This is a genomic window from Rhodococcus sp. IEGM 1379 (assembly GCF_030056815.1).
Taxonomy (GTDB): domain Bacteria; phylum Actinomycetota; class Actinomycetes; order Mycobacteriales; family Mycobacteriaceae; genus Rhodococcus_F.
Genome location: NZ_JASHKR010000064.1, coordinates 1 through 5,822, shown reverse-complemented (window position 1 = coordinate 5,822; position 5,822 = coordinate 1). Strand labels below are relative to the sequence as shown.

The window sequence follows — 5,822 nt, the reverse complement described above, 5'->3', positions numbered from 1 at the left end:
AAGTACAAGCGTGTCCGCTTCAAGGGCATCATCTGTGAGCGTTGTGGTGTCGAGGTAACTCGCGCCAAGGTTCGTCGTGAGCGCATGGGTCACATCGAACTGGCCGCACCGGTCACGCACATCTGGTACTTCAAGGGTGTGCCGAGCCGCCTCGGTTACCTGCTCGACCTGGCTCCGAAGGATCTTGAAAAGATCATCTACTTCGCTGCCTACGTCATCGTCGGTGTCGACGAGGAGCTCCGTCACAACGAGCTGTCCACCCTCGAAGCCGAGATGCAGGTCGAGAAGAAGGCTGTCGCAGATCAGCGCGACGCCGATCTTGAGGCACGCGCGCAGAAGCTCGAAGCAGATATCGCCGAGCTCGAGGCAGAGGGCGCCAAGTCCGATGTCCGCCGCAAGGTCAAGGACGGCGGCGAGCGCGAAATGCGTCAGCTCCGTGACCGCGCACAGCGTGAGCTGGATCGTCTCGACGAGATCTGGACCACCTTCACCAAGCTGAGCGTCAAGCAGCTCATCATCGACGAGCTCCTGTACCGCGAGCTTGTCGACCGTTACGGCGAGTACTTCACGGGTGCGATGGGCGCAGAGTCCATCCAGATCCTGATGCAGAACTTCGACCTCGACGCCGAGGCAGAGTCTCTTCGCGAGACCATCCGCAGCGGCAAGGGCCAGAAGAAGCTTCGTGCTCTCAAGCGCCTCAAGGTGGTTGCGGCTTTCCAGACCAACGGCAACTCGCCGATGGGCATGGTCCTCAACGCTGTTCCGGTGATCCCGCCGGAGCTTCGCCCGATGGTTCAGCTCGACGGTGGACGTTTCGCGACGTCCGACCTCAACGATCTGTACCGCCGCGTCATCAACCGCAACAACCGCCTCAAGCGACTGATCGATCTCGGTGCTCCCGAGATCATCGTCAACAACGAGAAGCGGATGCTGCAGGAGTCTGTCGACGCACTGTTCGACAACGGTCGTCGTGGACGTCCGGTCACCGGACCGGGTAACCGCCCGCTGAAGTCCCTGAGCGATCTGCTCAAGGGCAAGCAGGGTCGTTTCCGTCAGAACCTCCTCGGTAAGCGTGTCGACTACTCGGGTCGTTCGGTTATCGTCGTCGGTCCTCAGCTGAAGCTGCACCAGTGTGGTCTGCCCAAGCTGATGGCTCTGGAGCTCTTCAAGCCGTTCGTGATGAAGCGTCTGGTCGATCTGAACCACGCGCAGAACATCAAGTCGGCCAAGCGCATGGTCGAGCGCAAGCGCGTCCAGGTGTGGGATGTCCTCGAAGAGGTCATCGCCGAGCACCCCGTGCTACTCAACCGTGCACCTACGCTGCACCGTCTGGGTATCCAGGCATTCGAGCCGCAGCTGGTCGAGGGTAAGGCCATTCAGCTCCACCCGCTGGTGTGTGAGGCCTTCAACGCCGACTTCGACGGTGACCAGATGGCTGTGCACCTTCCGCTGTCCGCGGAGGCGCAGGCCGAGGCTCGCATCTTGATGCTGTCCTCGAACAACATCCTGTCGCCCGCTTCGGGTCGTCCGCTCGCCATGCCGCGTCTGGACATGGTCACGGGTCTGTTCCACCTCACTCGTCTCGACGAGGGTGTTGTGGGCGAACTCGTTGCGCCTAGTCACGACAGTGCCGAGCAGGGCGTGTACTCCAGCCCAGCCGAGGCACAGATGGCCGTCGATCGTGGCGCGCTGACGGTTCAGTCGCTCATCAAGGTGCGTCTGACCAACCAGCGTCCGTCGCGTGAGCAGGAGAACGAAGTGTTCCCTGACGGCTGGAAGTACGGCGAAAGCTGGACTGCAGTCACCACTCTGGGTCGCGTGCTCTTCAACGAGCTGCTTCCGGCGGACTACCCGTTCGTCAACGAGCAGATGCCGAAGAAGCGTCAGGCAACGATCATCAACGATCTCGCCGAGCGTTACCCGATGATCGTCGTTGCTCAGACCGTCGACAAGCTCAAGGACGTCGGCTTCTACTGGGCCACGCGTTCCGGTGTCACCATCTCCATCTCGGACGTTCTCGTTCCGCCGGAGAAGCCTGCCATCATCGAGGACTTCGAGGCTCAGGCCGACAAGATCGAGAAGCAGTACCAGCGTGGTGCTTTGGACAAGAAGGAGCGCAACAGCGCTCTGGTCACCATTTGGCAGGAAGCGACCGAAAAGGTCGGCAAGGCCATGGAGGCTCACTTCCCCGACGACAACCCGATCCCGATGATCGTGAAGTCCGGCGCAGCCGGCAACATGACTCAGGTTCGTTCGCTCGCCGGTATGAAGGGCCTGGTGACAAACCCGAAGGGTGAGTTCATCCCGCGTCCGATCAAGTCTTCCTTCAAGGAAGGCCTGACCGTTCTCGAGTACTTCATCAACACGCACGGTGCTCGTAAGGGTCTGGCCGATACGGCTCTGCGTACCGCCGACTCGGGTTACCTGACCCGTCGTCTGGTGGACGTGTCGCAGGACGTCATCGTTCGCGAGACCGACTGTGGCACCGAGCGCGGCATCGTCACCACCATCTCGGAGAAGCAGGCCAATGGCTCGATGATCCGCGATGCTCACGTCGAGACCAGCACGTACGCACGTACGTTGGCTGCCGACGCGATCGACGAGAACGGCAACGTCATCGTCGAGCGTGGACACGATCTCGGTGACCCCGCGATCGACGCTCTGCTCGAGGCCGGCATCACGCAGGTCAAGGTCCGTTCGGTCCTTACCTGCACCACCGGCACCGGCGTTTGCGCCACTTGCTACGGCCGTTCCATGGCCACAGGCAAGCTGGTCGACATCGGTGAGGCTGTCGGTATTGTCGCCGCACAGTCGATCGGTGAGCCCGGTACCCAGCTGACCATGCGTACCTTCCACCAGGGTGGTGTGGCAGGAGCCGACATCACCGGTGGTCTGCCGCGTGTCCAGGAGCTGTTCGAGGCACGTGTGCCGAAGGGCAAGGCTCCGATCGCGGACGTCACCGGTCGGGTACAGCTCGAAGACGGCGATCGTTTCTACAAGATCACCATCGTGCCGGACGACGGCGGCGAAGAGGTTGTCTACGACAAGCTCAGCAAGCGTCAGCGTCTGCGCGTCTTCAAGCACGCCGACGGCGAAGACCGCCTTCTGACAGACGGTGACCACGTCGAGGTCGGTCAGCAGCTCATGGAAGGTGCTGCCGATCCCCACGAGGTCCTGCGAGTCATGGGTCCGCGTCAGGTTCAGATCCACTTGGTCAACGAGGTCCAGGAGGTGTACCGGAGCCAGGGTGTGTCGATTCACGACAAGCACATCGAGGTCATCGTGCGCCAGATGCTTCGTCGCGTGACGATCATCGATTCCGGTGCCACCGAATTCCTGCCCGGTTCGCTCACTGAGCGCGCCGAGTTCGAGTCGGCCAACCGCCGCGTTGTCGCTGAGGGCCGCGAGCCCGCAGCAGGCCGTCCGGTGCTCATGGGTATCACGAAGGCGTCGCTCGCGACGGATTCGTGGCTGTCCGCGGCATCGTTCCAGGAGACCACTCGCGTCTTGACCGATGCGGCAATCAACTGCCGCTCGGACAAGCTGATCGGTCTGAAGGAAAATGTCATCATCGGAAAGCTGATCCCTGCCGGTACCGGTATCAACCGTTACCGCAACATCCAGGTTCAGCCCACCGAAGAAGCTCGCGCCGCTGCTTACGCAGTGCCCGCGTACGACGACCAGTACTACAGCCCGGACGGCTTCGGCCAGAACACCGGTGCTGCAGTTCCGCTGGACGACTACGGCTTCAGCAACGACTACCGCTAGCGGTTAGTTCGTAGAGAAACCCCCTACCTCCTCGCGAGGTAGGGGGTTTCTTGTCTCAGGATTCAGTGCCGCTGAGGTCAGGGATGACCATTTTCTGGACGGCCTATTTGTTGCCGTCGGGGTCTGAGAAGTTGCCCCAGGGCTGCCGATCTATGGGGCTGATGTCGATACCGCGACTTTTGAACTCGCGTTCTGCCTCTTCGATGTCAGCGACCACTACCTGCATTCCGGTGACTGAACGGGGCTGCGCATCGGTAACGCTTTTGCCGATGCAGATGGAGCAGGCTGATCCTGGCGGTGTCAGTTGGACGAACCGTAGGTTTTCGTTGACCGTGTGATCGTGATCGGCGTTGAAGCCGACGCGGACGTAGAAGCCTTTGGCGCGGTCGATATCGGTGACGGGAATGGCGACCAGTTCCAGTTTGATGTCTATGGGGCTTCCCTTCGCGTGGTGACGATGGGATACCCGACTTTTTCGCTCCGACGCAGATGCTCAGCGCGGAACGTGAAATTCGAGCAGCGTTGCGACGGCGTCGTCAAGTTCTGCCCACGGCACGGGCACAGACAATACCGCGATCGCTGATGTCGGGAATTTGCCCTTGATGCGCCCAGCCGCTTCGGAATTCTCATTGGATGCCAGATCGAGTGCAGTCCAAGGGATCCCAGGTTCGTGGCCGACAACGAGGAGGGTTCTGACGCTTTCGGACGTCGTTCGGACGGCATTGATCACGTCGGCGGGGGAGCCGCCGTAGATGGATTTCTCGAACCCCGTAGGCGCCTCGATGCCGGTTGCCGCCAGAGTTTCCACGGTTCGGCGCGAGGTGGAGCACAGCACGGCGTCGATCGGTGGGACGTTTTCCCGGAGCCATTCTCCGCCGATTCGCGCTTCTCTGAGCCCTCGATCAGAGAGTGGGCGTTCATGATCGCGTATGCCTTCGGGATAGCTGGACTTTCCGTGTCGCATGAGAACGAGGGTGCGGTGGTCGGCCATGGGTTCACGGTATCCGCTGTTGCGTGAGAAGTCCGGTTACTCTGGAAGAACAGACCTTGAAGGAGGTTTCGATGGCCGGCAAGAAACTTGATCGAAGCAATCTCGATAGAAGCAAGGCTCGGACTGCACTCGAAGTGGTACGCGAGAGTCCGACCATCGCGCTCATTACCGTCGCTCCTGCCGTGGTCGTGTTCGGAGTTGTGTGGTGGCTCTTCGGTTTCTGGGCCGCAATCCTTCTTGTGGTGATCGTCGGCGTCGGGGCCGTCGTGACCCGGAAGCTCCGTTAGAGCGCGCTGACTCGCGCAACTGCACGTAGGGCGTCTCCGACCAGGAACCACACGGTGAGACCGGAGTTGTCGACGCGGCTTCGGAGGATGACCTCGTCGCCGGCAACGATGGGCGAGAGGTATTCGATCAGCGCCCGGTGCGGTACTGATCGCAGTTCGGTGCGCGCGCTGATGATCTCCTCGACGGCTTGCCAGTAGACAGCGTTGTTGACGTGGTCGAAGGGATCGATATCGGTCACGCGCAGGGTGAATGGAGTGTCGAGGACGTCCGGTTCATCGGCCTGCGGGGCGTTGTCGGCGATGATGCGCGTCCACTTGAGGCGATGCTCGTCGGTGGATTCTTCGAGGGGTTTCATGAAGTCGTCGCTCATCCGAGTGGGCATGCCGGAGGTGGGGCTGATGTTGATCCAGAATCCTTCGGTCTCGATCAGCGCGCCGTTGCTTCCGTCGAATCGGACGCGCATGTTCGCCCATCGCGTCGAGAATCCGGAGCACCAGCGGGTCATTGTCAGGTCTTCAGGCCAGATCGCCGGGCGAATGACATCGATGACCGTACGACGGACGATCCAGAACGGATGGGTGTCGATGGCGTCGGCAGCTTCGATGTTGTCGTTGCCGATGTCCTGGAGGTACCGGGCGATGCCGTCGAGCCGAATCTGTTTGGCAGCATCGATATCGCCGGTGCGGACGGGTCGGGACTTGACGAATATCGGTCCTCGGTTCGGCTGAACGGCGAGAGTGAGATCTGGGTTCACGAAGAGTTCCTGTTCGCTGGA

The 5,822-nt window shown here is 61.1% G+C and carries 5 protein-coding genes; 2 read left to right on the top strand and 3 right to left on the bottom strand.

Annotation, left to right across the window (positions count from 1 at the left end):
* Positions 1-3,768 (top strand): DNA-directed RNA polymerase subunit beta' (locus tag QM600_RS23165; RefSeq protein ID WP_283263910.1); only part of this gene is annotated, 3,768 nt, incomplete at its 5' end.
* 103 nt (positions 3,769-3,871) lie between these two features.
* Here the strand turns inward: QM600_RS23165 and QM600_RS23160 are convergent.
* Together QM600_RS23160 and QM600_RS23155 are read right to left on the bottom strand one after the other, a co-directional pair.
* The gene (locus QM600_RS23160; RefSeq protein WP_283263925.1) at positions 3,872-4,201 is read right to left on the bottom strand and encodes a VOC family protein; all 330 of its coding nucleotides are present in this window, start codon (positions 4,199-4,201) and stop codon (positions 3,872-3,874) included.
* A gap of 60 nt (positions 4,202-4,261) precedes the next feature.
* Entirely contained in the window at positions 4,262-4,759 is a 498-nt protein-coding gene (locus tag QM600_RS23155) for a SixA phosphatase family protein (protein WP_283263909.1), read from the bottom strand.
* A gap of 71 nt (positions 4,760-4,830) precedes the next feature.
* On the opposite strand from QM600_RS23155, the gene QM600_RS23150 reads away from it, so the two are divergent.
* Entirely contained in the window at positions 4,831-5,046 is a 216-nt protein-coding gene (locus QM600_RS23150; RefSeq protein WP_283263908.1) for a hypothetical protein, read from the top strand.
* Here the strand turns inward: QM600_RS23150 and QM600_RS23145 are convergent.
* Positions 5,043-5,801: an acyl-[acyl-carrier-protein] thioesterase gene (locus tag QM600_RS23145; RefSeq protein ID WP_502943081.1), complete on the bottom strand. Its 759-nt coding sequence runs from the start codon at positions 5,799-5,801 to the stop codon at positions 5,043-5,045. The two genes, QM600_RS23150 and QM600_RS23145, sit on opposite strands and share 4 nt — an antisense overlap.
* Positions 5,802-5,822 lie beyond the last annotated feature (21 nt).